The organism is Novosphingobium sp. ES2-1, from assembly GCF_015169775.1.
GTDB lineage: Bacteria > Pseudomonadota > Alphaproteobacteria > Sphingomonadales > Sphingomonadaceae > Novosphingobium > Novosphingobium subterraneum.
Genome location: NZ_CP063447.1, coordinates 199,318 through 224,250 on the forward strand (window position 1 = coordinate 199,318; position 24,933 = coordinate 224,250).

23 protein-coding genes are annotated in these 24,933 nt (G+C 62.4%); 3 read left to right on the forward strand and 20 right to left on the reverse strand.

From position 1 onward, the window contains the following. Positions 1–37: 37 nt before the first annotated feature. The 13 genes from traU to IM701_RS19100 form a co-directional block, all read right to left on the reverse strand. Positions 38–1,051 carry a conjugal transfer pilus assembly protein TraU gene (traU, locus tag IM701_RS19040; RefSeq protein ID WP_193828890.1) on the reverse strand — a complete coding sequence of 338 codons (1,014 nt, stop codon included), beginning with the start codon at positions 1,049–1,051 and terminating at the stop codon, positions 38–40. After that, positions 1,048–1,764, reverse strand: coding sequence for a type-F conjugative transfer system protein TraW (gene traW / locus IM701_RS19045; RefSeq protein ID WP_230487943.1), 717 nt, complete (start codon positions 1,762–1,764; stop codon positions 1,048–1,050). Before traW ends, traU begins: the two co-directional genes overlap by 4 nt. Continuing rightward, a complete protein-coding gene (locus IM701_RS19050; RefSeq protein ID WP_193828891.1) occupies positions 1,761–2,279 on the reverse strand; it encodes a S26 family signal peptidase in 519 nt (172 codons plus the stop codon). The genes traW and IM701_RS19050 overlap by 4 nt, the downstream gene beginning before the upstream one ends. Beyond that, a complete protein-coding gene (locus IM701_RS19055) occupies positions 2,263–2,841 on the reverse strand; it encodes a TrbI F-type domain-containing protein (protein WP_193828892.1) in 579 nt (192 codons plus the stop codon). The genes IM701_RS19050 and IM701_RS19055 overlap by 17 nt, the downstream gene beginning before the upstream one ends. Further along, positions 2,834–3,196 (reverse strand): hypothetical protein, encoded by a 363-nt coding sequence (locus tag IM701_RS19060; RefSeq protein WP_193828893.1) that lies wholly within the window; start codon positions 3,194–3,196, stop codon positions 2,834–2,836. Before IM701_RS19060 ends, IM701_RS19055 begins: the two co-directional genes overlap by 8 nt. Then, positions 3,193–5,778: a type IV secretion system protein TraC gene (gene traC / locus IM701_RS19065; RefSeq protein ID WP_193828894.1), complete on the reverse strand. Its 2,586-nt coding sequence runs from the start codon at positions 5,776–5,778 to the stop codon at positions 3,193–3,195. The genes IM701_RS19060 and traC overlap by 4 nt, the downstream gene beginning before the upstream one ends. Positions 5,779–5,783: 5 nt before the next feature. Further along, the gene (locus IM701_RS22315) at positions 5,784–6,647 is read right to left on the reverse strand and encodes a TraV family lipoprotein (RefSeq protein ID WP_193828895.1); all 864 of its coding nucleotides are present in this window, start codon (positions 6,645–6,647) and stop codon (positions 5,784–5,786) included. Next, positions 6,644–7,549: a DsbC family protein gene (locus IM701_RS19075; protein ID WP_193828896.1), complete on the reverse strand. Its 906-nt coding sequence runs from the start codon at positions 7,547–7,549 to the stop codon at positions 6,644–6,646. Before IM701_RS19075 ends, IM701_RS22315 begins: the two co-directional genes overlap by 4 nt. 14 nt (positions 7,550–7,563) lie before the next feature. Then, on the reverse strand, positions 7,564–8,919 hold the full coding sequence (locus tag IM701_RS19080; RefSeq protein ID WP_193828897.1) for a TrbI/VirB10 family protein: 1,356 nt from the start codon (positions 8,917–8,919) through the stop codon (positions 7,564–7,566). After that, a complete protein-coding gene (locus tag IM701_RS19085; protein WP_255527866.1) occupies positions 8,919–9,674 on the reverse strand; it encodes a type-F conjugative transfer system secretin TraK in 756 nt (251 codons plus the stop codon). The genes IM701_RS19080 and IM701_RS19085 overlap by 1 nt, the downstream gene beginning before the upstream one ends. 38 nt (positions 9,675–9,712) lie before the next feature. Further along, positions 9,713–10,285 (reverse strand): type IV conjugative transfer system protein TraE, encoded by a 573-nt coding sequence (locus IM701_RS19090; RefSeq protein WP_193828898.1) that lies wholly within the window; start codon positions 10,283–10,285, stop codon positions 9,713–9,715. A 10-nt stretch (positions 10,286–10,295) separates the two neighbouring features. Continuing rightward, positions 10,296–10,580 carry a type IV conjugative transfer system protein TraL gene (gene traL, locus IM701_RS19095; RefSeq protein ID WP_193828899.1) on the reverse strand — a complete coding sequence of 95 codons (285 nt, stop codon included), beginning with the start codon at positions 10,578–10,580 and terminating at the stop codon, positions 10,296–10,298. Between the two features lie 70 nt (positions 10,581–10,650). Next, entirely contained in the window at positions 10,651–10,965 is a 315-nt protein-coding gene (locus tag IM701_RS19100; RefSeq protein ID WP_193828900.1) for a hypothetical protein, read from the reverse strand. A gap of 380 nt (positions 10,966–11,345) precedes the next feature. On the opposite strand from IM701_RS19100, the gene IM701_RS19105 reads away from it, so the two are divergent. From IM701_RS19105 to IM701_RS19115, 3 genes are all read left to right on the forward strand, one after another. Beyond that, positions 11,346–11,858, forward strand: a complete 513-nt coding sequence (locus IM701_RS19105) for a hypothetical protein (protein ID WP_193828901.1) — start codon at positions 11,346–11,348, stop codon at positions 11,856–11,858. Positions 11,859–12,278: 420 nt separating this feature from the next. Continuing rightward, the gene (locus IM701_RS19110; RefSeq protein ID WP_039338022.1) at positions 12,279–13,394 is read left to right on the forward strand and encodes a Fic family protein; all 1,116 of its coding nucleotides are present in this window, start codon (positions 12,279–12,281) and stop codon (positions 13,392–13,394) included. Positions 13,395–13,742: 348 nt separating this feature from the next. Continuing rightward, complete coding sequence (locus tag IM701_RS19115) at positions 13,743–16,709, forward strand: PAS domain S-box protein (protein WP_193828902.1); 2,967 nt, start codon at positions 13,743–13,745, stop codon at positions 16,707–16,709. A 115-nt stretch (positions 16,710–16,824) separates the two neighbouring features. Here IM701_RS19115 and IM701_RS19120 read toward each other — a convergent pair whose 3' ends face one another. From IM701_RS19120 to IM701_RS19150, 7 genes are all read right to left on the reverse strand, one after another. Continuing rightward, positions 16,825–17,457: a tyrosine-type recombinase/integrase gene (locus IM701_RS19120; RefSeq protein ID WP_193828903.1), complete on the reverse strand. Its 633-nt coding sequence runs from the start codon at positions 17,455–17,457 to the stop codon at positions 16,825–16,827. A 203-nt stretch (positions 17,458–17,660) separates the two neighbouring features. Next, entirely contained in the window at positions 17,661–20,024 is a 2,364-nt protein-coding gene (locus IM701_RS19125) for a TonB-dependent receptor (protein WP_193828904.1), read from the reverse strand. Between the two features lie 96 nt (positions 20,025–20,120). Continuing rightward, entirely contained in the window at positions 20,121–21,116 is a 996-nt protein-coding gene (locus IM701_RS19130) for a YeiH family protein (RefSeq protein ID WP_193828905.1), read from the reverse strand. A gap of 3 nt (positions 21,117–21,119) precedes the next feature. Beyond that, positions 21,120–22,406: an MFS transporter gene (locus IM701_RS19135; RefSeq protein WP_168904990.1), complete on the reverse strand. Its 1,287-nt coding sequence runs from the start codon at positions 22,404–22,406 to the stop codon at positions 21,120–21,122. A gap of 22 nt (positions 22,407–22,428) precedes the next feature. After that, positions 22,429–22,983 (reverse strand): alpha/beta hydrolase, encoded by a 555-nt coding sequence (locus IM701_RS19140; RefSeq protein WP_193828906.1) that lies wholly within the window; start codon positions 22,981–22,983, stop codon positions 22,429–22,431. Then, positions 22,980–24,044, reverse strand: coding sequence for a 3-keto-5-aminohexanoate cleavage protein (locus IM701_RS19145; RefSeq protein WP_193828907.1), 1,065 nt, complete (start codon positions 24,042–24,044; stop codon positions 22,980–22,982). Before IM701_RS19145 ends, IM701_RS19140 begins: the two co-directional genes overlap by 4 nt. Positions 24,045–24,081: 37 nt before the next feature. After that, complete coding sequence (locus IM701_RS19150; RefSeq protein WP_168904987.1) at positions 24,082–24,930, reverse strand: TauD/TfdA family dioxygenase; 849 nt, start codon at positions 24,928–24,930, stop codon at positions 24,082–24,084. Positions 24,931–24,933 lie beyond the last annotated feature (3 nt).

A 24,933-nucleotide genomic window follows, 5' to 3' on the forward strand; every position in this document is an offset into this window, starting at 1 on the left:
CGCAGCGGTCTGCGTTCGAGAGGGACGCACTGCGACTTCATAAAGCGCAACAGTTGCGTTTGCGCCAGACGAGGTAGCCGAAATCCTCGCCTTTGACCGGGTAACTTTTGCCGGTCTGCGGGTTGATCGTGGTGGCACCGAGCGGTGCGCAGGCGTAGCGGCCTTTCACCGTTGCCGTGGGATTGGTCATCTGCAGGCGGTACTGCTGCTTGCGCATGACCGGCATAAGGTATTTCGAGCACAAGGCCCTGGAGCCCATTGTGCCCCAGGCAAGACCGCTGCGGTGCATCTTGTAGAGCATCCGCGTGGCAACCAGGCGCGAGGCCTGGACCGGGGTGACATGTGCAGCGACATGACCGTTCAAGGGATACATGCTGCCGTTGCAGCCGGCGCACCAGAACAGCTGGTCGATCGGCAGCTTCGCGGTCGATGCGACGCAGTCGGCAGCACAAGCCGCCGTAGCAGCAGGATTGGCGAATAGAGCGACCTCGGGATTGAGGATCGAGGTCAGCGCGGAATCCTGCCAGAGCGGATCGAGCTCCGTGACATAGGCGATGTCGAAGGTCGTCTGCTCGAAACAGAGGAAATCGGTCAGGATCTCCATCCAGTAGAGCAGCGGGTAGACGTAGTAGTGCGCCTGCCACTGCGAACTGTTCTGCGCCTTTCCGCCCACCTGGCTTGCACCCTGGACATGGCCGCCGCCGATGTCAAAACCGGGGTCGAGGCGGATGCCGCCCAAGTTCGGGAAGCACCACGGTTTGTTGGTGACATCGACCAGCCTTGCCGGCTCCCAGAAGCCGATCGAAATTCCGATGCGCGGGATCGGGCTGCCACAGGCGCAAAGCGGAAACGAAGGATTCCTCGGGTCGGGCCGTGAGCCTTTCCAGATCGCCAGACCGCCGACCGAGAGTGGAAACAGGCAGGACCAGCAGACATCGGTGATCGGATTGACGAAGCTGCCATGGCACGGCGCGCCCGCCGCCCTCGCCGGGGTCATGGTCCCCAGGAGGAGCGCCAACGAGAGCAGGACGGTGCGAAGACTTCGGTTCATGACACCGGGCTCTCCCGGATTGTCGTGTCGGGAATTGGTATCTCGGAAACCTGAAGCTGCCCGCTGGCTGCAGAGACGACCGCAGGCGTGTGGCGGATGCCGAAGCGGGCAACCAAGGCACCGCGCTGATCGAACCAGAAGCGGCGCTGGAAGGGTTTCATCGCATCGAAGGGCGAACCGGCAACCAAAATGACCTTGGCTTCGTTCGGCTTCCAGTAACGCGTGGCCCAGTCGAGCTCCGCCGTTCGGCGGCCATCTACGAAGACCAGATCCGTTGGCAGCGGAACAAGATCCAGCGGATTGACCCGCGTGCCCTTTGCGGCAATGCGTTCGCCATTGGCGCCGATCACGTCCTGCTGGAGCACGAAGGATGGATCGAACAGCCACTCGCGGCGCTCCTGCGCGGGACTCAGGCCTGCCACGAGCGCTGGCCGGCGCACGCTCGCGATCGCTGTGTCCCGCATTCGGGCCTGCAGTTGCGCGATACTGCCTGTGGCCTCGAGCGTGTGTAATCGCGTGGCAATGACGGTCAGCATGTCGGTTTCGATGATCGGAAAGATCTCGCCCATCCTGCCATGATCGATTGCGGCAGCGGGCACAGATCCCGCGACAAAGCCCACGACCACGATGCCAGCCATGCCCGCAACAAGACGGGCTGCACCGGGAATGCCCCTCGTCCGTTGGACCCACGGCATGCTCGTCTGGCGCGTCATAAGGCTGCATCACCCGAGCCGATGATCTGGCGCCGACAGACAAAGCCGATCTCGGCGTAGCGGCTGTCAAAGCCGTCCTTGTGCGCAGTGCCCGCATAGAAGCAGCCTGGAGGCACGATACCGGTCGGCCCCGGGGTCAGTGTTTCGCCACGCGTCGTCCGCGCCTTGAGCCGGGCAACTGGCCTGCCGTTGACGAGGATGGTGTCGCCCTGACGGGTGACAACGTCACCTGGCATGCCGAGCGCGCGCTTGGCAAACGGAGCCGGCTCTCGCCCGAAATGGGCGCGGATCAAGGGAATGTCGGGCGGCGCAAAGACGATCAGGTCACCGCGCTGTGGCATCCTTCCCTTGTCGATGAAGAAGGCCCACTCCGGCATCGAACGGGTGGTGTTGATCAGGATCGCATGATCGTCGCGCCAGTCCGCAAGCGCCGATCCTGTCATGAGCGTGAGGCCCAGGGCGCCGATGGCGAGCCAGCGCCGGCTTTCGCGCGAGCGTTCAGCGGGCTCTGTCATCGTCAACCTCTCTATCGGCAGCGCTGCCAAGGGCTGCGCTTGCGGAATTGGGGGCCATGACCTGGCGCATTGCGTCGATGACGGGGCTGTTGGTGGCGGTCCTGGAGCCCGGCGAAGGGACCTTGGCGTAGACTTCCCGGCGTACGGCCATCGTCACATCGGGAACGTTGCCGGCCAGAACGGCCTCGCCGACCAGCACGACCTGCCCGCGCGCGCCTCGCGCTTTGAGATTGCGCTGCACGGCACCCATGAAGGCCTTTGTTTCGGCGGTCACCACATCGGGGGGTGTCTGCGATCTCGCCTGGGCTGCAACATATTCGCCGATGATCGAGGACAATTGCACACGCACCAATGTTGGCGCTGCCGGGGCATTGAGCAGTTCACGCGTGACCCAGGCGCCCCACAGTCCGGCGACGACTGTAACCCCGATCAGTCCAGCCAACTTCCAATCGACCGCGCGCCGCCGCGGATGCGCGGCGATGGTCGTCGAAGGCACTGGTGGAGCGTCCGTTTCGAACAGGGGTCCGGGGCTGACCTCCCCGGCCAGGCGGCGGTCAACCATGGGACCTCTCCTTGGAAGGTGTTTGCGCACGTTCGGAATGCCAACGCGGCAGCGATCCGGCGCGCAGCACCGCTAGCCCCAGGAACAGGACCGCGCTCGCGATCCAGAACTGGTCGCGCAAGTGCGTCTGATGTGCGGCCTCGGCCGCAAGATAGCGGCTCGCGAAATTGTCGAGGTGCAGCAGCGTGCCGGTAAGGGTGAACTCACCGAGCACGATGAACAGCGCAAGCCAGATCGCCCCGGTGCAGCAAATGTTGATGAGCAGCCACCCGGCGAGGCACAGGCCCAGGTGGCAGGTGTCCTGAACCTGCGCGGAAGATGGCACCAAGCGCGTCAAGGCCGGATAGCGGATCATGCCCCGGACTCTGCCGCCATTGCGGGTTTGGCGCGATCCGGGAAGGCAACCTGTTCGATCGCATCGGCGAGCGGCACGCCCTGGCCGACCAGCGTCTCGATCGCCGAGAAGACCTTGGGGCTCGAAGAGTAGAGCGTCGCTGAGTAGGGATCGAGCACCAGACGTCCGACCGCCAGGGTCTCGGGTCCCTTGATCAGGACGTCGGAGTATTCCGTGCCATTGCGCTTCAGCGAGCGGATCAGCGCCTCGGTGTGCCTGTCCATCTCGAAGCGCTGGTGCCGGGCCAGATCGTTGACCGTCTCTTCCTTCTGCTGGAGCACCACCGACCAGTCGCTGTTCTCGAGCGCGGCCAGCGAGCCTTCCGATTTGTAGAAATCGTTCAGAGACTGTGTCGCTGTGACCAGCGCCCCGCCGTACTTGCGGCAGGTGCGCGCATAGGTCTCGATCGCCTGGCCCATCTGTCCGCCACCGAGCAATTGCCAGGCTTCGTCGATCATCGTGAGCTTAGGGATCGAACGGTCGAGATCGCGCATGACGCGCAAGGTCAGGAACATCAGCGCAGTGAGTGCGACCGAGCGCAGCTCGGGTTTGGATGACAGGTCCGACAACTCGAAAACGGTGAGATCTGCCGTCAGGTCAATCGAGCAGGATCCGGCAAAGAACCGTCCGTAGGTGCCGCCCGACAGGAACGGCGACATGGCATCTGCGAGATCATTGGCAAATGGCGAGGGGCTGGCGCGCAGGGCGGCGGCGATCGCATCGATAGTGCCTGCGCGCTTGTGCTCGCTCCAAACGCGGCTGACAGCAGAATCGATCAAACCGCGCTCGGTATCGGACAGGCGGTCCTGCTGGCGCGCCATCTGCCCGACGATGGACTTCAGCATGGCAAGGCACTCGACTTCGTAGTCCTCGCCATCGGCATCGCTCTCGAGCGCCCGCGCATCGATCATGTCGAAGGGATTGAGCGAAAAACCCGACGACAGCCGAAACTCGACGAATGCGCCGCCGAAGGCCTTGGCCATGTGCTCGAACGAGCGCCCATCGTCGATCACGATGACCTTGGCACCGGCTCCGGCAAGTGCAGCGCAGACATCCTGGAGGAAGACCGACTTGCCCGAGCCAGACTTGCCGAACACCGCGACATTGTGATTGCCGGCTGCATTCTGGAACGGCGACCAGAAGAAGGGTTGGCCGCGCCGTCCCACCAGCAGCATATGCGGGATCGGACCGCCGGTATGCTCGCCCTGGAGCGGCGCGATCGCTGCTGCGGTATTGCTCAGCATCGTACGCAGCCGCTTCATTCGCTTGAAATCGCCCGACAGGCCATTGGGGAGCGCGAGCGGCATTGCCGCCAGCAGAGCCATCGTCTGCAGGTAGCGCTCTTCAACCAGGTCCCAGCCAGCTGCCTTGTAGACCGATTTGAGCAGACGTTCGTTGGCATCGCCCTTGCCGAGCGGCGACAGCGCGCCCGCGGCATAGTAGGCCTGGACGAGCTTGCGCCCCTCGCGCAGTTCCGCCTGAACCTGCTGCCACTCGTCGCGCTGCTGCGCCAGTTGCGGCAGGAAACGCGCGGAGCGGGAGTCGGCCAGGCTGGTGGTGCGCAGCACCTTGAAACCGGCCCGCGAAGCCGTTGCTTCCTCATCGGACAGGACGAACCCGAGAACTGTGAGCACGTTGCAGCCGAAGCGCAGCTTGTCGTTGAGCACGTCGCCAATCAGCTTCTGGACATCCCACGGTGCCCATTGCCGCGGCATTTGCCGGACCGAAAAGAAGCGCCAGTCGAAGGCTTCGGGTTCGCTGGTCGGCTGCAAGGTGTGCCCCGAAGCTGGCCCGCTTGCTTGGCCGTCTCGCCCGTCGCGGCTGACCTTGAGCACGATACGGTCGGGTGAGATTTCGGTGATGAGGTCGCGTCGCAGACATTGCTGGTGGATGGGGTCGAGTGGAGAGTAGAGGTCTGCGCTCTCGGCATTGTCTATGCCCGGAACGAGGAGATCGTTCAGAAACGCGATCAACTCGGCAGGGGCAATGTCGCGGTACGGAATGCTGAGGGCCTGCAAGGTCCCGCCTAGGCTTTCGCGAACGCTCGCAAGGTCCGTTGCAGTCAGTGAAGACCCCAGCGATGCGCCGATGCTGACGAGAACGCGATGCTGGCGCAGGCAAAACGGGGCATCACGCGACAGCGAGGTCCAGGCCGCACGCCTCAGGTAGTGGGCGCGATGCTGTGCCGCGCGGCCATAGACGCCTTTGGCGAGCACCCTCGGCATTACCCAGTCGGCAATGCGCACGCCGGCCGCAGGGCTCTGCCAATGGATGATCTGCACTTCGCAGCCTGCCGGCAGACCGTCTGAAAGGAACTGGGTGAAAATTTCGCCGGTGCGCTCGTCCGCCCCGACCATCGGCGCAAGCTCGAGAATGAAACCCATGCTTGCCGTATTGATGAACAGCCGGGTCTCGGGGTCATAACTGCGATAGGGCAGCCAGTCCGAGAGCATCGGCATACCGGTTGATTGCGGCGCAACATCAGCCCGCGCCCCCTCGCCGAAGACGAGATCGAGAAAACGGTTCCATGCGCTGGTCGACATGACGATCAATCCACTTCTGGCGTTGAGAATGACGCAGGCGGATTTGCGGCTAAGGGCATCCCGGGTCTTGCTGAGATTGTCGCGGAGGATTCGGGCGGGCGTCCCTTCTCTGATGGCGTGGAAGCCCCTGCGCGCGGTCCATCTGCTTGTGGCTGCACCGTGGTTGGCGGTTTGCGCGTTGTGGCAAGGCGCTCTGCGACCTGGGCCCGGATAGCATCGATTGTGAGAGGGCTGGTCGGCGGCGCCCCTCCGGGGCTCACTGGTCCTCCGATCTTGTCCAAAGCCGGCGCCGAAAGCGATTGGTCCGATATGGATGTTTCTGGCGGGTCAGGTGCTGGAGTGGCGGGTAAATCCTCACCCTGGCTCGGGTACGTTCCGGCTAGGGGCGCCAGAGAACCGTCCGTCAGTTCGATCCAGCCACCCCGATCGACAACGGTGTGAACGACGCGGGCTTCGTGCAGGTTGCCTGCATCATCGACATAGGCCGGGAAGACCAGGCGCAAGGTCCGAGTTTCGCGGTGGAGCAGATTGTCGCGGACGCGTGCCGGACTTTTAAACTGCCCTCCCTGCGAACTGCGCGATACCGACCGAAACGTCTCTGCCCTTGCCTTGGCCTGGCTGAAGCCAATCGGTTGCTGGGACCCTGAAACCTCAGGCCGGGCACCTTCGATCAGGGCCAGGGCCTGGTCGTCGATCAGCGTGGAGGGCGCACAGGTCCCCCCCGGGGCGCTGCAGATAAAGTTCCCCTTGACGTTATCGCCAAGCAGCACGCCGCAGGATGACAGGGCGGCGCTGGATAGCAGGACCATGACCGAGCGGGCGCTGGGAATGGACTGGAACACGCAAAGCCTGTGCAATTGGAGGCTCATGAACGCCCCCCCTTGATCCAGTTCTCGAGAAACGCCCGTGGGCGGAAGCCCTCGATCACCGCACCATCGCTGCGCACCAGGACCGGGGTTCCAGCAATGCCCTGCTCCCTGGCGAACCGCTCGTTGGCATCAAGCGCCGAGGTATCGCAGGGCTTGGCCTGCTCGATAGCCATTCCGGCATAAGCGGCCTTGATCGCCCGGGCCCGATCGCGAGCACAGAACACCTGGTTCGCGAGTGCTCGGCTGCCAAGAATGGAGATAGGCCGCTCGATGACCCGTACCTTCATGGCCTCTAGGGTCTGCGACAGGGCGCGGCAGTAGCCACAGCGGAAATCGCTGAAGACAGTGACGGCCGGGCCTGCAGGGTTGCCCCAGACAATGCCGCCAGCGGCGGGCAGTCCGGCAAGGGACATTGTCCGGGGCGCCCCGCTCGCGGCCTGAGTGGGGGCGCCGCGTTCGGGATTGGGGTCATCGGATGCCAGGTCGGTGTCATGTCCACTGCCCTTGGTGGCGGGGGCTCCGAGCAGGAGATCCGGGTTCACTTCCAGTAACCGTGCTGCCGTCAGGTCCCGGTGCGTTTCCATGTCGTAGACCCGGCCGACCAGCAGATATCGGCCAGAGCGATCGACATAGAACAGCTGCGATCCTGCGGTCACTTCGCAAAGACCATCGACTAGAGTGCAGTTGACCTTGGTAACGGGCGTACGCGGCAAGCGTTGCCCCATTGCATGCCTGACCTGCATCTCAATGTCGGCGGTCTTGCCCGCGCTTGGCGAGCCGGCCTCGGCCCAGACCAGCGAAGTGCCACTGCCGACAAGGATGGCGGCGAGGGGCAGCAGGATCCTGACTGCAGGCGCAGCGATTCTGGTGCGCGCAATTCTGGTCGTGGCGTCTGCAAACATGGGATGCGGCCTCCTCAGCCCTGGATGAATACGCCTTCGAGAAACACGATTTCGACATCGATGCCGGTCGGCATCTCGATCACGGGCTGGTACTGCTCGGCCCGCTCGATCAGGTACTTCGAGACCATGTCGCCAGAAGTCGCGACGCCCTCGCCGATCCCGCCCTGCAGGATGTCTCCGGTGCCGAGCTTCTGCCGCTCGCCATTGACATTGACCGTGCTGCCGGTGAGCAAAGAGCTGCTGTTGGCAGCAAAGCCTCGGCCAAAGCCTCCGGCGAGGCCTGCCAGGAACGCTTGGCCGACGAGCGCGCCTTCGCGGCTCACCACGCGACCGCGCACGCCGGTCTTCCCGCCGAACGCGATGAAGCCCTTGACGTCCGACACTGCATAGCGACCGCCCTTTTGCGGGCAGGTCATGCGCTGCAGTTTGACATAGACTTTTTCCGAGGAGAGGTCGCCGCGCGCCGCGCCGTTGACCAGGCAGCCGCTGATCTCCGTCTTGAGGAGGCGCCCCCTGTCATAGACCGAGCGTGCAGGGCCAGTGATGCGCAGGACAACCGGGAGCGGATCGGTCTCGCTGCGAACGCCGGCATTGGCATCGACGCCGACGATGACTCGTGCGACCGCGATCGAATTGGGCGGCAGATAGTTGGCACTGTCGGTGTAGACGGTGTTGCCCTTGGGCACCGGAGATCCCGTCCCTGCGGCGCCTTCTCCGAACGAGACCAAGCTGACCTCGCTCTTGCGCAGCGAGCCGAACCCGGCGGCCGCGGCCGCCGCTTCGCCCGCCGGCGTCGTCCCACTCTGGGTAAACGAGGAAGCGCCGGGCCCGTACAGGTTTCCAGGAGCTGCCGGCGCAGTTGCCGGCGACTGGCGCGCCGCATCGAGCGCCGCGCGCAGCTGGTCGTTCTCTGCCTGGTAGGCGGAAAGGATCCGCTGCGTGTCCGCTGAAACGGCACCGCCACTTTCCCCTGCCGAGCCGGACAGTTGTTTTTCGAGCTGGTCTGCCCGCTCGGCCCGCGCACCAAGCGTGCGCAGTTCTGTTTCGATCCCGGCAATCTGCGCCTCGGATTGCGCCCGCCATTCCTTCTCGGCCATGTTGGTGTTGACCATCTCGTCGACCGAGACACCGGAGGCCAATGCATCCGGCGAGACGCCTTCAGCGGCATCATCACCCGAAAAGATGTAGAGCGATCCTGCCACCAGCGCGAAGCAGCCGACGCCGGCAAAGCGTATGCTTTGCTTGCGCCGTTCCGCCTCGTTTATGGCATTGGCATCGCCCAGTGGGGAGACGTCGCCTCGCAGTGTATCGACAGTTGCGCCGCCATCGAGCGCGCGCTGCTTCTTTCGAAAGATATGGGCGAGCTTCATTATCGTGCTCCCGCTTTCTGGATGAGGTAGACGGCTGAAACGGCATTCGGTGCGAGCTCGCTGACCGGTGCCATGAAGGCGACGGCGCCGCGGGCCGAGAGGACCTGCTCGTCAAGCGTGATCGGCTCGCGCGCCGTGTTGCGGACCCGCAGGATAAGGCCACGCAAGTCCTCGCCCTGGTATTGCCCGATCTGCTGCACTTCGAGCTTGCCGATGCGCACCGGCGCCAGCACATCATCCACCTGCTCGAAGCCTTCGAGAGCTTCGCCGCGGTACATCGCCTGGACGAGGCGCGCCGCCGTCTCCTCAGGCGATACGGATCGTACGGTCTGCCGTTCTTCCTCCGCCTGAATTGCGCGATTGGCAACGAAGAGCTGTTCGGCCTCCTCGCCCCTCACCTCGCAGACGAACTTGTAGACGTAACCCTTGCGAGTGGTGCCGAAGAACGAAAGCTTTGACTTCCCGTAGCCGTCGGGAACGGAGAGGTAGATGTCGCCACGCGTGGGTTCGTTGACGATCTTGAAGTCGTCGTCGGCGTTGCCGGTCGAGATCTTGGACACTGATGCGAACTGATCGCCGGCTAGGCTGATCCGCGTGAGGTCCTTGGCCGACGCGATACATCCAACCGTACCGTTGTCTGCCGCCAGCACGGATTGGTCAGCCAAGGCCGGGTTTGCTACCAGACACGCGCCCACCGATAGAACCGCCGACAAATGTGCACGAAGAGCTCCGTTGGACCGCAGCAGCCGTGCCATGCTTATGGACACGGTGGGCCAATTGTCAGGCGCGTGCATCATGCGTCCTCGCCTTGCTTCTGGTCGGGTTGCACCTGCCCGAATGCAAGGAGGCGCAGCGACACCCCGCTGTAGCTCCACACGAACCGGAACGTCCGTGCCTCCGCGCTTACTTCCTTGGAGCCGAGGACGGTGTGCAAGGTGCCATTGACTTCGCTTGTGAGCCCTGCGGGATCGACCGTAAGTCGCTCCATCGTGAAGTATTGCGACACGCTCGAACCGCTCTGGTCTGTCACGACCTTGAGCAGCTCCGCCTTCATCCGGCCGTGAGCTTTGGGATCGGTCAGCGCGAGCACCGCTTCCATCCAGTATTGCAGATTGGAAGGCGAGCGATTGAGCATCAGCAAGGCCGCGTCACGCGTCACCAGTTCGAGATAATCGCGGCTGACTTCGTCCGAAGTGATTGTCAGCGGACGCGACAGGACGGGCTGGAGGATGACCTCGCGGTTTTGTCCCGCTGCCGCAAGGACTAGCAGTAACGTCGCTGCGAACAGGCCGAGCGAGCTCGCGGCAAGCAGGTTGCGCTGCTTGAGCAGGCGCTGCGATTGCTGGTAGGTGATCGCCAGGTCCATGGTCGCTGCCTCATCCTGCCATGATGCGAATATGTGAGGGTGGCGTTGCCTTGAGGCCGATAAAGGCGCCCGGCAGATGCCAGTAGGCCGTGTGCACTATCCAGGACACCGCCCTCCCTGCCTTCAACTTGCGCAATCCCCACCAGGCCAGCACGCTCATCATGAGCCCGATCAGAATATGTTGGGACAGGATCCCCCAAGCGAACGGCACGATCAGGCCAAGGAACTCGTCGAGAGTCCAAAATCCGATCAGTTCCGGATCGTCGAGGTGCTGAGGCACGATGTATCTGTGCATGGTCACTTCGCCACCCTCCGACTGTAGCTGTCACGTCCCGAGGGATTCGCGAGCCACAGCCGATCGAAGTTCAGATCGTCGCGGTGATCGCGGCGGTCACGATCGGCACGCCGGTGCCGACGCCCACGCCTACACCGACAGGTATCGCGATCTGCGCGAGGCTGAAGCGCCCGGCGGCGAGGCCAACGACCCCGCCCGCAAGACTGAGAACAGTGATGATCTTCCCGCCCGAGCCTTGGAGGAAGCCGGTGAACTTGAGCAGGGCCGTATTGAATGTCTGGTCGTTGCCAGCCATGGCCATCTCGCTTCCGAGGCCTGCGGCAATGGCCATGATCGCTGCGCCCTGGAGGAGGACTGTGCCCTTTCCTTTCCAACTGCTTGTCATTGGTCTTTGGCTCCATTCGTGAAAGGTCGCCGCGTTGTCCGCAGGCGAATTCACGGAGCGTTCACGATGGGCCGAGAGCAATGGAAAAGGCGCCGGCTGATGGCAGAATTCCAGGAAGTGGGGACGCGCTGCGCGCGATCTTGCGTAACTTGGAGTCGGGGATTGCGGCGGTGGGGGACGGAGATTCCCGAGATCAGGGATTCCAGGACCAAGATCGGAAAATGCTGATCCCGGTTCTTGGCACCAATTTGCCGAGTGGCGAGTCGCGCTTGGTACGCACCGTGCCGAAGGGTTTGGCATTCAATGCAGAGAGATAAGCCGATTATAATGTTGACCGTAAAAGGCTGGATATGATGCCATGCGATCAAAGGGGAACTTTGATGCTGCATGGGGCCATGACACCAGAGACGGTCTTCAACTCGTCCTCTGTCATACGGAACGTGGATGCCGTAGGAGTTGCTGAACCGGAAACCGAGCAGTCACGTTACAAGCGCCTGATCAACGCCGAGCTTGCCCGCCAGGCTATCCCCCTGGCGCATATGGCGGACAGGCTTGGACTTCTTCGGACCAAGTTGCACAAGGTGCTTCGCCAAGGCGCATTTTTGACCGAGGAGCTTCGCGATCAACTCTTCGCGCAACTCGGGATCGACCATACCCGCGCGACGATTGCGGTCTCCTTGTTGAAAAGCGAAGCGGTCTATCACGATCAAGCAGTTTTCCTGGCTGCCGAAGCGCTGAAAGGGCTGTACTGCGAAGCCGCATCGGGCAGACGGGGCGCAATTCAGGTCGACCTGCGTCCGGCGATTATTCATACCGCGTTAGGCCGCGCTTACGAGATGTTGCTGACACATCAGGAACGGGTGCCGGAGGCTAACCAGACGTTGTTGAGCTGAGGCAGCCCTCAGGACGGACTCAGCAATGCCTTCTGCACCAAATTCAAGTCAGCTGTGTCGGTTCTTTCTGGTGCAGCAGATTCCGCCGTCCATTGCTGCCGTTCCGGGCAAAGAATTGTCCGGCGGCACTTGCCGTAGGTTCAGGAGGCCTTCGCGCTCATTAATCGTTCGGGGACTGGGTGCTGGCCGTCAGCCCCATGACGGCCAGATCAAGAAACGTGAGCGTCCAACCGAATCCTCTCGCCATCTGGATGTGGATTTTGCCAGTGGGCTTGATGATCGCCTACGAACATCAGTAAAGTTTGATGTGAGCGAAACCGTGTTTTGCGATCATCAAATGATGTAACTGTCGATAGACGATCAACAAGCGGCGAGCGTGTGATTCGCTCGCCAGTCCATGATGGTCTGACGGAGACGCCATTGCCTATTGCCTATCACGAAGGACGATTTCCGCCAGCCGCGCTTGATCTTGGCGCACTTTTTCCGCTGGTTGGACCTGCAAATGCCGCGATTGCACGGTATGAAGGTGTCCTCGCAGGCATTCCAAATCCCGATATCCTGCTGTCACCTCTAACCGCCCGCGAAGCTGTGCTGTCCAGCAAGATCGAGGGAACGCAGGTGACGTTGGGTGAAGTCCTGGAGTTTGAAGCCCAGGGCCATCTGTTTGACGAGAGCACACCGAAGAAGGCCGACGCGCGCGAAGTGCTGAACTACCGCGCCGCCCTGCGCGAGGCAGAAAGTCTGATGAAACAACTTCCGCTATCGCAGCGGCTGATAAAAGCCACTCATCGTGTGCTAATGGATGGCGTTCGCGGCCGCAACAAAGATCCCGGCGAATACCGCCGCATCCCGAATTGGATCGGGCCAGAAGGCTGTACCATTGAACAGGCGCGCTTTGTGCCACCCGGCGCTGACTGCCTTGACGGCGCAATGGCAGACTGGGAAGCCTATATTCACGCCGACGCGCCAGACAGACTGGTGCAACTAGCCATCGTCCATGCCGAGTTTGAGTCGATCCATCCGTTTCTTGACGGGAATGGGCGCATCGGGCGGCTGATCATCCCGCTGTTCCTCTACGCCCACGGGTTACTCTCGCGGCCGAACTTCTATCTTTCGGAATATCTCGAAGCCAATCGCGACGAATATTACGACCGCATGCTCGCCGTCTCCCGTGACGATGACTGGAGCGGGTGGGCGGCCTTCTTCCTGCGCGGCATAATCACCCAGGCAGATGCCAACACCCAGAAAGCACAGGCGATCCTTGCCCTCCATCAGGACAAGCGAGATTGGGTGGTGGAGATCACCCACTCGCAATATGCGGTCCGCGCCCTCGACTGGATCTTCCAGCGCCCGATCTTCCAAACGCCGGATTTTATAGCCTCGGCCCAAATTCCACCGGCAACGGCGCGAAAGATCATCCGTGACCTACGTGATAATGGCCTTCTGCGCGAACTGGTTCCAGCTTCAGGACGCGCACCGGCGACTTTCGTTTTCTCTGAACTACTCAACATTGCCGAGGGGCGAGAGGCTTTTTGACTGTAAGCGCCCAAACCTCTCGTTGGTGTGGCTCTCAACATCAAGGCAGAAGCCGCCTTAACTCCGGTCATTCCGTAGTTGATCTCGTCAAATTCATTGCTGCCGTTCATTCATCGATTGTCGAGCTTGCTTGTCCCTCATAGGCCCAAGACAAAGACGTTGAGATATCCGTTCGCTCTGACAGTGTAAGCTCCGGAGGTGCGGAAATTCGGTCGAGCGATCTCGCCAGGAGTAGCGTTCACGACGCCGATCTGGCTCAGCATTTATCGAACCTCGAGTTGCTATTCATGGCGCGTTTTCAAAGTCTTGGCTATTCGTCCAAACCTAAAGGAGCTACGATGCCAGCTTATGCTGGACACTGTAGCAAGTTCTCCTGGTAGCAGCGGCCTTTTCGGCGGTGGCAAGACGGGCGATCTAATCCGCTCCAAGGATTGGGAATCGACCGGGCTCGGTGCAATCGAGAGTTGGCCTGCCGAGCTGAAGATAAACGTTCAGACGGTGCTGTCATCTCCAGTGCCGATGGTCGTCCTTTGGGGTGCTGACGGGATCCTGCTCTATAACGATGGCTATGCGCAGGTCTGTGGGCCTCGCCACCCTGAAGCTTTGGGTGGGAAGGTTCTCGAGATCTGGCCAGAGGCGCGTGATTTCAACGCAAGAGTGATAGCAGCGGGGCTAACAGGTGAGACCCTGAGCTTCCAGGCGCAGGAACTCGAACTGTGGCGTCATGGCAGGCCCGAACAAGTCTTCATGGACCTTGAATACCTGCCGATCCGGAATCAGCACGGCGAGCCAGTGGGCAGCCTGGCCATGGTTTTCGATATCACAGCTCGCGTCTTGGCAGAGCAGCAGCTGGCAAAAAGCGAAGAACTTTATCGCTTTCTCGATGATCTGGGACAAGCTGTCGGCGGGCTTGAGGACGCTGACGCCGTCTTGGCGACAAGCACGCGCATGGTTGCCGAGCATCTCTCGATAACCAACTGCGCATACGCCGACATGGATGACGACCAGGACGGCTTTACCATCCGCGGTAACTGGCATGCTCCGGGCTCGCCATCGATTATTGGCCGGTATCGCCTCGCTGCTTTTGGTAAGCTCGCAGTACAGGAGCTCAACGCTGGGCGACCCTTGATCATCAATGATAATCTGACCGAGATTGCTCCCGAAGAAGCAGAGACATTTCAGAATATCGGGATAGCTGCGACCATCTGCATGCCGCTGATCAAGGATGGTCGGCTCGCGGCCCTGATGGCGATTCACGACAACGTTCCACATCGTTGGTCTGACTATGAGCTCAGGGTTATTCGCGAGGTCACTGACCGATCCTGGGCGCATGTCGAGCGCGTGGGTGCCGAGGCAAACCTGCGCGCAAGCGAAGAGCAATTGCGCCTGGCCATCGATGCGGCTGAGATCGGACTGTGGGACGTCGACGAGATCAACCAGACGTTGTTCTGGCCACCGCGCGTGAAGGCAATGTTCGGCATCTCTCCAAATGTTGCAGTGTCGATGGATGATTTTTACGCCGGGCTACACCCCAACGACCGTCAAGCGACGGCGGCAGCCTACGCTTCGGCTGCGGACCCCGCTCGTCGTACGACGTATGACGTCGAATATCGCACGATTGGCAAGGAAGATGGCGTAGTACGATGGATCGCCGCCAAAGGTCGCGGGGTCTTCGCTGGTGACGTTTGCAATCGCGTCATCGGCACAGCGATCGACATCACTGCAAGGAAGGCGATCGAACAGTCGCTGCGGGAGCTGAACGAGACGCTTGAGCAGCGGATTGCTGACGCTCTTGCAGAGCGCAAGCTGCTTACGGATGTGGTCGAAAACACTACGGCTATCATTCTCGTCGCAGATCGCGACTTCCGCTGGCTCGCTGTCAACAAGGCTGCCGCCGCGGCCTTTGAAGCCGTCTATGGCGTCCAGCCCCGCGTTGGCGCTTCGATGCTCGATGTCCTCCGACACCTGCCGGACGAGCAAGAGCATGTTGGCGCGACCTGGAGCCGGGCCCTGGCAGGCGAGGAATTTACGATCATTGATGAGTTTGGCGACCTGGGACGGCAGCGCCGATCATTCGAGATCACCTTCAACAGGCTTTGCGATGCCGCCGGTCAGCAGATTGGCGCTTACCAGATAGTCCATGACGTGACAGACCGAATTTGCGAACAACAACGTCTGGCCGAAGCAGAGGAGCAGCTGCGGCAGGCTCAGAAGGTTGAATCTCTGGGACAGCTGACCGGCGGCGTCGCACATGATTTCAATAATCTGCTCACCCCCATCGTCGGGACGCTCGACCTCCTTGCCCGAAAGCAGTTCGGCGGCGAGCGCGAGCAACGCCTGATTGCTGGAGCCATGCAATCGGCAGAGCGCGCAACCATGCTCGTACAAAGGCTGCTTGCGTTTGCACGGCGTCAACCTCTGCAGCCGACCGCCATCGATATTCGCGAACTCATCACAGGCATGAGCGAGCTCATTGCCAGTACCACGGGTCCGCAAATCAAGGTGGTGACCGACCTTGCCGATGATATTCGGCCTGCCCAGGCCGACTTCAATCAACTGGAGATGGCGCTGCTTAACCTGTGCGTGAATGCACGAGATGCCATGCCTGAGGGTGGAACACTTCGGATTAGCGCATCCGTTCGCAATCAATCCAAATCGCCCAAGGGCCAGCTTAAAGAGGGTAGCTACATCGTAGTATCCGTCGCTGACACTGGCTCGGGCATGGACGCACAAACCGTTGCCAGGGCAATTGAACCTTTCTTCTCGACAAAAGGAGTGGGCAAAGGAACTGGCCTCGGCTTGTCGATGGTCCACGGCCTTGCGCGCCAACTTGGCGGCGAGCTTCGCATCTTCAGCCGTCAAGGTTACGGCACCAACATCGAACTTTGGTTGCCGGTGGCAGAAGACCAGCACTCGAACGCGACTGCCCCTGTTCGCAACCGGTTAGGATCCCAAAGCTATCGCGGCGTCGCTCTGCTTGTTGACGACGACATACTGGTACGGGCTAGCACTGCCGATATGCTTGAAGACGCAGGCTTCGAAGTGGCGGAAGCTGGGTCAGCCGAAGAAGCTTTGCGCCTGCTGGACGACTTAGACGACGTGGCAGTCCTTGTGACAGATCACCTGATGGCAGGCATGAACGGGTCGCAACTTGTGCGCCAAGTACAGGACCTTCGTTCAGGACTTCCGTGCCTGATCGTATCTGGCTACGCCGATGTGGAAGGAATATCACCCGACCTTCCGAGGCTAACCAAGCCCTTCAAAGCCGCAGATCTTGATCAGGCGCTTGCGGCGCTGGGCATCGGCAAAAAGTGACATCTGACGCCTTTCAACTCGGTCATTCCGTTGTCGATTTCCTTTTATTGATTGCTGCCATTCGTTCATCGATAGTCGGGCCTGCCGATCCCCCACAGGCCCAATTGCCAAGAGTTTAAATCTCCGTTCGCTCTGACAGTGTTATTGCATCGTCCACGTCGACACCGAGATAGCGAACGGTGTTCTGAATGTTCGTGTGTCCGAGCAGGATCTGGACCGCCCTCAGATTTCCGGTCGATTTGTAAATCAAGGACGCTATCGTTCGTCGAAGCGAATGTGTGCCATAGTCTCGCCTGTCGAGGCCGACCACCGACACCCATTCATCGACGAGCCGTGCGTATTGCCGCGTGCTAAGATGGCCGAGATAATCGATCCGACTTGGAAACACGAAATCGTTGAGTCGCCCGCCTCTTCGTTCAAGCCAGCGTTCTAGCGTAGCTCGCGTTTCAGTCATGATTTCAAACTGGACAGGTCGGCCCGTTTTTTGCTGGATCACGGTTGCACGGTTTCTGATGTGTCCGCCGCTTACAACGTCCCCAATGCGGAGCTTCACCAAATCGCAGCCCCTAAGCTTGCTGTCGATGGCGAGGTCGAACAACGCGCGGTCGCGAAGGCGTTTGTGCTCGTCGAGATAGAAGCGAATTGCCCAGATGTCTCGCCTGCGCAAAGGGCGTTTCGGGCCAACATTTTGCCCTGCATTCCAAGGCGGCCGATCATGCACGGCAGCATCAAGATCTGAATATCCCATGACGATTCTCCTGTAGGCCTGACGGCCTTGGAGACTTTGCCACGTAGCCTTCATCAACCACCATGGGTTCTGCGTCACAGGTGGTCAGCCGGGTGCGGCTTTGCTCGCAACCGGCTGAAAAAATGTCGGCAGTCGCGTACCTCGCTCTACACAACTCTCGTTCCTTGGGAGTTTCGACTGAGGGTGCAATCGACAGACAGTCGTCAAAAACGGTAAGTTGCGGCTGCTCCGAACATGCGCGGCTCGCTGGCTGAGACGCGATTGGCGGTGCTGCCGGGGAAGACCGTATTGTTGAGCCCCAGTGCCCCGCCCAGTGGCTGGTAGACCGACAGCGGGCGATAGTGCTTGTTCGCGAGGTTCCGTGCAAAGACCGAGAGGGTCCAGCGATCATCCGCGCCGCTCAGCGAGATGCGACCGCCCAGCAGGGCATAGGGCGCCGCCAGTGACTGTGGATTGTTGTCGTTCACCGTGCCGACGAACTGGCTGGAGATGAATGACATCGTGCCGTTGACGGCGAGGCGCATCCCGCTCTGGCCAAGGTCCGTGCCCCAGTCGACCGCGACATTGCCGGACCACTTCGGCGAGAAGGTGTTGGGCTTGCCGGTCAGGTCCTGGGTACCGGGCAGGCCAGGCAGGTTCGAAGCTGTCCTGAAATCGGTGAACTGGGAGTCGAGATAGGCGACCGAGCCGGTGACCGAGAAATCGCGGCTGGGCGCGATGGTCAGGTCCACTTCGACGCCCTGCTGGCGCAAGTTGCCGGCGTTGCGGACGATGAAGCTGACGCCATCGAACGCGCGGTCCTGGAAACCGCCGATGTCCATGCGGTAAAGCGTGACGTTGGCGCGGACCTTGCGATCCAGCCATGCCGACTTGATGCCGAGTTCGTAGTTCTTGACCGTCTCACGCGTGAACAGCCGCTTGGTCGAGACGAGGTTGCCGTTGCCGTCGACCACCGAGAGCGACGGCGTGCCGCCGCCCGAGTTGTAGCCCCCCGACTTGTAGCCGGTCGAGTGGTTGGCGAAGACGAGGATGTCGTCGCTGGGCTTGTAGTTGAGGCTGACGCGATAGGTGAAGCGGTTCTCCCTGATGCCGGGGAAGGTCAGCATCTCGGTAGCGCGCAGGGTCTGGGTGAAGGGGCTGGAGGCCTGGGCATAAGTGCCGCGCTTCCTGTCGGTGGTCCAGCGGCCGCCCAGCGTGAGGGTCAGCTGGTCGGACAGGTGCAGATTGCCCTGACCGTAGGCGGCGAAGCTCTTGACGTTCTGGAACACGTCCTGGTCGGTCGCTGCTACGCCGTTGTTCACGGCGTAGTAGTTGCCGCAAGCGGTGCGTGGAGGGCCAGCAGGGACGAGCACGCCGCAGAAGGCGGTGCCCAGGTTGAGTTGTTCGCCCAGCGCGAAGTCTTCCTCGAAGTAATAGACGCCTGCGACCATGTCGAACTTGCCGCCGAGCCATTCCTTCTCGGGCGAGATGAACTGCAACTCGTGGTTCTGGCTCTTCGAATCGAACAGACTGCGGCGCGAGGCGAGGCTGACCGGGAAGTAGACGATGTCGCCATCGAGCTGGTCGTTGGTCCAGACGCGGTAGCTGTTGATCAGCTTCAATGTGCTGCCGCCCGCGAGTTCGAGCGAGGCAGTGCTCGAGATGCCCCAGTTCTCATCGATCAGGCCCGTCGCCATCGACTGGTTCATCACGCGGTCGTTGAGGTTGGTGTCCGGCCCGCCGTTGAATGCGGCCTTGATGAAGGCAAGGCGTGCGGCGCTGACCGAGTTGGGATCGAAATCGAAGTTGGCGACGCCATCGCCATCGAGGCGGGTGTAATCGCCGCGCAGGATCCATTCGACGTTGCCGAGATCGGCCTTGAGCGTGCCGCGGAACGACACGTCGTCCGAACCGCCGTAATGCTTGCCATCGAGCTTGTTGATCCAAGGGCCCTTGAACCACTGGCCCATGCCGGCGACGCGCAGGGCGACGTTCTCGGTCAGCGGCAGGTTGAGGTTGCCGGAAATCTTGTAGCGGTCGAACGAGCCGACCTCGCCGCTGACTTCGCCGCTGAACTCGCCCTTGGGCAGAGCGCTGCGCAGCGAGAGCGCGCCGACGCTGGCATTGCGGCCGAACAGGGTGCCTTGCGGCCCGCGCAGGACTTCGACGCCCTCGATATCGAGGAACGCGCCGAGCACCGAACCCGAGCGCGGCACGTAGACGCCGTCGACGAACACCGCGACGCTGGGTTCGATCAGGGTGTTTGCGAGCGAGCCGACCCCACGGATGCCGATGCGGGTCGAACCGGTGTTGGACGAGCGGACCGTCTGGAAGTTGGTCGCCACCTTTCCGAGATCGAGCACGGTCACGACGTTCTGCTTGTCGAGGCTGGCGCCGCTGAAGGCTGCAATCGAGATCGGCACGCTCTGGACGCTTTCGGCGCGCTTCTGCGCGGTCACGATGATCTCGCCGTTGGCGGGTGCTTCGCTGGCGGTGTCACTTGCGCTGTCCTGCGCGTGGGCGATGGTCGTGCCCGCAGCAAGGATGGCAAGCGCGCTGGCGCAAAGGCGCAGGTGTCCGGTGGTCATTTCAGTATCCTCCCCAATTTCCCGTTGTTGCCACCCTGATACCCGGGAGACCCGCACGTTATTTCACAATAGATGACAGCGATTTTGCATTTCGTGTCACACGAGGTGGAGATGCAGGATCGCGAGGACCATCGCTGCCAGCAGCGCCGTCTCGATCAGCATCAGCACGACGGGCTTGAGCCCGACTTTCACGATATCGCCCAGCTGCGTCTTCATGCCGATCGCCGAGAGCGAGGTGACGAGGCACCAGCGCGAAAGATCGTTGGCACCGTCGGTGACGGCCTTGGGCATCGCGACCACGCTGTTCAGGACGACGAGACCGATGAAAGCCGCGACGAACCATGGCAGCAGGGGCGGGCGGGTTGTGCCTTCGGTCGCCTGACGCCGGGTGATCTGCCCGGCGACGAGGATCACCGGGAGGAGCATGGCCACGCGCAGCAGCTTGACGATGGTCGCAGTGTCCCCGGCTTCGGGCGAGATCGCGTAACCGGCGCCGACGACCTGCGCGACGTCATGGATCGTCGCGCCGATGAACACGCCGGCCTGCCGGTTGTCGAGCCCGACCGCGTGGGCAATCACCGGATAGGCAATCATGGCGAGCGTCGACAGGGCCGAGACGCCGATGACCGTGAACAGCGTCGCCTGCTCCTTGCGCTCATGGGCGGGGAGCGAGGCGGATATTGCGAGCGCGGCCGATGCACCGCAGATCGCGGTCGCGCCGCCCGAGAGGAAGCCGAACAGGGGGTTGAAGCCCATGAGTCTGGCGAGCAGGATCGAGGCGAGGATCGTCACTGCGACTAGCAGCAACACCATGACAACCGGTCCCCAGCCGAGCGCCGTGACTTGCGCCCAGCCGATGCGCATGCCGAGCAGTGCGACCCCGGTGCGCAGCAGCGCCTTTGAGGCGAACTCGATGCCAAGGCGCGTGCGTTCGCCTTCCATCAGGAAGTTGAACGCCATGCCCAGCAGCAGCGCGTAGAGCATGACCGGAGCGGTGTAGTGTTCCGACAGGAAGGTAGCCGCTGCGGCGATGACGAGCGCGACTCCGAGCCCCGGCGCGAGCGCCCGGGCACGGCTGGTCAGGGTCTGCATGGGTCAGGTATCCTTGGCGGTGGCCAGATCGGCAAGATAGCTGCGGCGCATGGCCGCAAAGACGAGCGCGGCCGCGATGCAGGGCAGCGGCAGCAGGCGGAAGGCTCCGACCAACCCCACGGCGTCGGCGATGCGACCGGTCAGGATCGGTCCCGGCGCCAACCCGACGAGGTTGTTGGCGAGCGTCAACGTGGCAAAGGCCGAGCCGTGGATGGCAAGCGGAGTCAGGTTCGCGACCATCGCTCCGGCGGGGCCGGTGGTTCCGGCGACCAGGAACATGGCAAGGCCAATCAGGACAAGTTGTGCAAGGCCGGGTGGCAGTGCCATGGCGAGTGCGAGGCACGCAGCCGTGCCGATGCTGTAGGTCATGGCGAGGGTGATCTTGCGCTCGGGCCGCTGCTGCGCGAGACGGTCGCTGATCACTCCGCACAGGATCATCCCCGCGCCACACGCCAGCAGCAGCAGCGCGGCCACTTGCCCGGCACGGTCGACTGCATAGCCGTAGTTGCGATTGAGGAAGCTGGGCAGCCAGGCAGGAAGTGAACCTGCGGCAAACATCTGCAGGCCGCTTCCGAGGTAGGCGAGGCGGACCGAGCGGCTGCGGACAAGCGCACGCAAAGGGGCGGACCTGGCAGGTCCATCGCAGCTGTCCTGATCGGTTGTCTGCCGGGTCATCGCCCGGATACGGCGCTCGCTCACCAGCAACGGATAGAGCAGACCCAGCACCAGACCGGCAATGCCGATAGCCATGAAAGCGCTGCGCCAGCCGTGGCTTGCCGCAATCGTGCCGCCGACGGCCACGCCGAGCACCTGCCCGAACAATCCGCCCGCCATGAATGCAGCGGCAAGCGTCGCGCGCAGACGTTGCGGGAACACGCTGATCACCACCGCGATGCCGACGCTGCCATAAGCGGCCTCGCCAAGACCGACGAGAGCGCGGCCCACCAGCATTTCGCCAAACCCGCTCGCCACGGCACAGAGCAGGGTGGCAAGGCTCCACAGCACCGCCATGAGGGCAAGGCTGCGAACGCGGCCCCAGCGATCGGCAGCGAGCGAGAGCGGAAAGGTCAGCAGGCCGACCATGACCGCAACGACGCCCGAAAGCAGGCCGAGTTGTCCGTCACTCAAGCTCCATTCGGCCTTGAGCAGTGGGAATACGGCGTTGAGCACCTGTCGTGCCATGTAGTCCGAGATAAGCAGGCCGAAGCTCAGCGCGAAGACGATCCAGCTGTAGGCGCTGGCGCTTGCAGGGCCTTCCTGCCCGTTCTCGATGCTGATCGGCCCTGCCATTTTTCGCTCCCCGATCCGTCCCTTAGCCCGCCGCGACCTTGATGATCAACGGCAGGGCCTCGTCCCACGGCCCATAGCCCGCAGGGGGATTGAGATGCCTGACTTCGCCCGCATCGTGCAGCCGCGCGCCCCAGCTGTGCGCCAGTTCCGCCACGCGGTCGAAAGGCCCCAGCGGATCGTTGTTGCTGGCCACGACGATTGCCGGAAATGGCAGGCGTTCCCGGGCGATCGGGCACCAGCCGTTGGCCGTCAGGTCCTCCAGCGAGGGATAGCCCGGGGGCAGGGGATTCTCGACATCGGCAGGCGTCGCCAGCAGCGCGCCGCGCACTGCGCGCGTCGGATTGCGTGCCCATGCCGCCACCATCAGGCACCCGGCGCTGTGGGCGGCAACCACCACTTCGCCCTCGATCGCGTTGAGCGCGGCATCCAAAGCGGCAACGCGCGCGGCAAGGCTCAGGCGGTCTTCGGTCAGCGGTTCGACCGTGACCGAGCCCGGAATGGCCCGTGCCGCGTGCGTCTGCCAGTGGTCCTCCACGTGGTCGCGCAGGCCCGGAACGAAGAGGACCGTCTTCGTCATGCGACTTCGCGGATCGGCACGGCGAGCTGGCCGCGTTCGCGATTGGGCGCCATGCCGAGACGGGCGAGCGTTTCCTCGGTGGAATTGTACTGCGTGCCGATCTTGTAGATCGCGCGCGCCTCGTCACCGTTGGCGACTTCGCGGCCCAGTTCGCGGCTGATGCGGACAAGCTGTTCGATCTGTGCGACCGAGCCCATCTTGTTGCCATGGGGATCGTAGATCGTGTCCTCGATGCCGCAGCGGGCATGCATGCCCAGCGCGATGGCGATCGTGTTGATCGGCAGGACATTGCCCATCACGCTTTCGAGCGTCACGGTCGAGCCATCGGGCGCGCGGCGGATGAACTCCATGAAGTTTGCAGGGTTCGGCCCGTCAAAACCGCCGCCGATGCCGACCCAGGTGAGGTTGAGTGGCCCCTTGTAGTGCCCGCGACGGATCAGGCGCTCGACCGTTTCCATGTCGGGCATGCAGGTCAGCTGGAAGTGGGGCTGGATGCCGGCGCCGGTGAGGCGGCGCAGGTGCTCTTCCACCCACTGCGGTCCGGCCGGCACCACCATCTCGCGATAGGCGTGGTAGAGGGCGGGGCTGGCGATGGAGGTCTGCGCGTATTCCTCCTCGTGCATCAGGTCCATGATGTTCATCTGCGTCGTATTGACGGCGATCGTGACCTGCTCGGGAGCGGGCGTCAGTTCGGCGAGCATGTGGCGCACTTCGTCCGAGAGCCACTTGGCCTCGGCGCCTTCTTCCTCGCTTTCGGGCGCGAAGGAGATCGAGCCGCCGACCTGGATGATCATCTCGGGCACGGCGTTGCGGATCTTGCCAATCATCTCGTTGAACATCGACAGGCGCTTCGAACCGTGGCCGTCAGGCTCGCGGCAGTGCAGGTGGAGCACGGTGGCACCGGCATTGTAGCAATCGACCGCCTTCTGGACCTGCTCGTCCATCGTCACCGGAATGTCCTCGAGGAAGTCCTCGGGCGCCCATTCCGGGCCATAGGGCGCCACGGTGATGACCAGCTTTTCCTGATTGCGGGGGAGCAGGGAGTCGTCGAGGAACTGCATCGGATCTCTCCTTGGAATTCTTGTCGTTGATGGGTGTTCAGAAAGGGCGGTCGCCGATGATCCCGGCGCGTTCCATGCGCCGCACCGTGGGCGCATAGTCCATGACCGCGTAGTGCTGGGTCGAACGGTTGTCCCAGATCGCGACCGAGTTGGGCTGCCAGCGCCAACGCACCTGGTATTCGGGGATCGAAGCGCGGCCGATCAGATACTGCAGCAGGTTGGCGGCACCGGGGGCATAGTCCTGCCCGTAGCGCACGTTCTGTGCCGTGTGGTAATTGGTGAAGTGGGTGGTGAAACCGTTGACGAACAGCACCTTCTCGCCCGTCTCGGGATGGGTACGGACCACCGGGTGTTCGGCATCGGGGAAGCGCGCCTTCAGGTCGTGACGCTCTGCCTCGGTCATGCGCGCGCCGAAGGAAGCCTCGATCGAATGGCGCGCCTTGAGCGGGGCGATGGTCTGCTTCACGTTGGCGGGCAGATCGTCATAGGCCCTAGCCATGTTCGCCCACATCGTGTCGCCGCCTACCGGAGGGCAGGCAATGCAGCGCAGCACGCAGCCCAGGGGCGGGGCTTCGCGCCAGGTCGCGTCGCAGTGCCAGGCGTTCTCATAGAAGTCAGGCGGCGAGTTCTCGTCCTTGTATATCCTGACCAGACCGGGGTGGTCGGGATCGCTCCCGGCCACCGGGTGGTCCTCGAGCGACCCGAAGCGTTCGGCAAAGGCGACGTGGGTGGCGCGGTCGAAATCCTGATCGCGCAGGAACAGCACCTTGTGTTCGAGCAGCGCCACGCGGATCACGCGGAACAGGGCGTCGTCGTGAACCGCGTCGGCCAGGTTCACGCCGACCAGTTCCGCGCCGATATGGGTGGTAAGCTTATCGATCCGCACGGA